Source organism: Clostridium sp. D53t1_180928_C8 (genome assembly GCF_015667795.1).
In the GTDB taxonomy this organism is placed as follows: domain Bacteria; phylum Bacillota; class Clostridia; order Clostridiales; family Clostridiaceae; genus Clostridium.
Map to the genome: position 1 here is coordinate 1 of NZ_JADPEL010000109.1, position 2,544 is coordinate 2,544.

At 31.6% G+C, this 2,544-nt stretch carries 3 protein-coding genes; all 3 read right to left on the minus strand.

Annotated elements, in window-relative coordinates; genetic code table 11:
• Positions 1–171: 171 nt before the first annotated feature.
• Positions 172–1,773 carry a family 16 glycosylhydrolase gene (locus I4V51_RS20650; RefSeq protein ID WP_347708681.1) on the minus strand — a complete coding sequence of 534 codons (1,602 nt, stop codon included), beginning with the start codon at positions 1,771–1,773 and terminating at the stop codon, positions 172–174.
• 434 nt (positions 1,774–2,207) lie between these two features.
• A complete protein-coding gene (locus tag I4V51_RS20975) occupies positions 2,208–2,354 on the minus strand; it encodes a hypothetical protein (protein ID WP_207746034.1) in 147 nt (48 codons plus the stop codon).
• A 97-nt stretch (positions 2,355–2,451) separates the two neighbouring features.
• On the minus strand, positions 2,452–2,544 hold a 93-nt coding region (locus I4V51_RS20655), incomplete at its 5' end, for a PTS lactose/cellobiose transporter subunit IIA (protein WP_195990318.1).

Sequence of the window (2,544 nt, forward strand, 5' to 3'; positions counted from 1 at the left end):
GTTTTTTCTTGTCATTAAAAAACCTCCTAAAAAATCTTTATAGTATATTATTCCAAATCTACCAACTTATCATACAAAAAGAGAGTAGATAGATTTGTGTTTTACACAAATTCATCTACTCTCCCGATTAATTTTATATATAATTTTATTAGGAGTTAAGTTTTTAATATATTATTTTTTTTCTTTACGTTTTCTTGTAACTAAAATCGTTGCCCCAGATGCCATAAGCATTGCAGCAGTAGCACCTAAAGAACTCATATCTCCAGTTTGAACTAACCCATTATTACCCTTATCTGGTTTTGATGTTTCTGGCTTTGAACCTTCAGGCTTTTCTGGTGTATCTGGTGTTTCAGGCTTTTCTGGTGTATCTGGTGTTTCCTCACCTTTAACTAAAGCATTAATTGATACTTTTTCAGTTTTTTCAAATCCATTTTTGCTGAATAGTACAGTTACTTCTTCCATATCTTCAGTAATGATAGTCTCAGGATTTTCCCAAGTCCATCCTTCTGGTAATACTATTGTTTCTAATTTTTCATTTATATATCCATCTAAAGATAAACCACTATTTTCTAAATCTGTTTCTAAACTACGCTCTTTAATAGTAAGATTAACACCTTTTCTATCAAATTTATAAAGTTCTGTAGTGTTTGGTATTTTTACTCCATTACTCATTTCCTCAACTTTTAAGTCTTTAGGTAATGCAGTATAGTATAAAGAATACTCACCAGCAGGTAATTTAGCTAATCTAGAAAGATCTGTTTTTCCGTTACATATTAAATCTACGCTTGTAAGACCTTCTTCAGCTCCTGCATTATCTTCCTTACTTGCAAATTTTGGTGCATCAGTTATAGAGAAATCAATATCTGCATTATCACTAACTACTACATTAGATAATACATCTGTATCACCTTCATAAATAGATACATCATTACATTCTTCTATTTTGGGTGAATTTTTGTAATATTCTTCTGCATCTGCTTTTTGTTGTTCATTTTGCCCATAGTAAACATAGTCAATAGTGTATTCTGTTCCTGCTAATCCTTCTGCGATTTCTCCTGGCCATGCTCCACCCATTGCTAAGTTCATTTGAATGTATTGTGGTCTATCTAAACACTTACTTGCAATTGGATCATTTGAATAATCAACTGAAGCAACTATTTTATCATCTACATACCATTCAATTTTTCCCTTTGACCAATCCATTCCAAATATATGGTATTCATCATTAAATTGTTCTAGAATTGTGTAGGCAGTACCACCTAATTTGTGATAACCTTCCTCTCCTCCATCTTGTGTATGAATTGTTTGATATACAGTTTTATTTCCATATCCACCTTCGTCAGAACCTATTAACTCCATGATATCAATTTCACCACAACGAGCCCATCCATATCCTTGTTCGCTGTTAATATCTCCATCAATAGTAAAATCAGATCCTAATGTCCAAAACGCTGGGAAAACTGATTGTCCTTTTGGTAATTTAGCCTTCATTTCAATACGTCCATATAAAAATTCTGACTTACCATGAGTTCTAACACTTCCTGAATTATAAATAACTCTTCTTGAATCATTACGAGGATTATTATATTGTAATTCCTTTGGTCTATCAGTAGCCTTTAGAACTAACTCTCCACCTTCTTGATTATCTCTTAGGAAAACATTTTCCTCATCATTTACATAATGTTGTTGTTCGATTCCTCTGATTGATCCTAATTCATATTCCCACTTAGATGAATCTAATTGAGATTCATTAAAGTCATCAGCCCATACAATTTCATAATTATCATCAGTAGCACTAGCGTTCTTTTCTAATAATTGTACTTCATCTACATAAACTTATCCTTTATAAGTAGCACTTTCATTATCTGTTGTCCATTTCATAACACAAAGTGATACTTGACTATTATCCCCAGTATTAAACTCTAATTCTACATCTTGATATTTCCATTCTTGATCCTTGGTACAAGTTATAGTCTTTTCAGCATTTCCAATTAAACTGCTAACATCTGGTGTTTTAACATTTAAAAATGCTGTTGCTCCTTCTTGTGCAAGTAAAACCTTAGCCTTTGCAACATATGTTGTATTTGGTTTAACATTTACAACTTGATATACAGAAGCATTTCCAGTATTTGATGGTAATAATCCACACCACTCTCCTGTTGCTGCTGCTCCCTGATAATTTGTGAATGTCCCATCCCCAGTTTTTTCTAACTACTATTTTGCTCAAACCCACCATCAGTAATTAAATTTCCACCATTCCTGTTAAGTTTCACTAAATCATATTGAGGTTTTTTATCATTTACATTATTAACTTGTGCATTTGCAAAAGTATTCATCCCTATAAAAGATACCATAGTCATAGCCGCTGTTATTTACCATATTTTTCTTTTATTCATAAATATTTTCCATCCTTATCACTAGATTAATATTGTATTTCAATAATAAAATTTATTATTTTTCATCAATCCTTTTGTAAACATCAATAATTTCTTTTGCTAAGTCTGTAAATGCCATTGAAGTCATTAAGTGATCTTGTCCATGTAC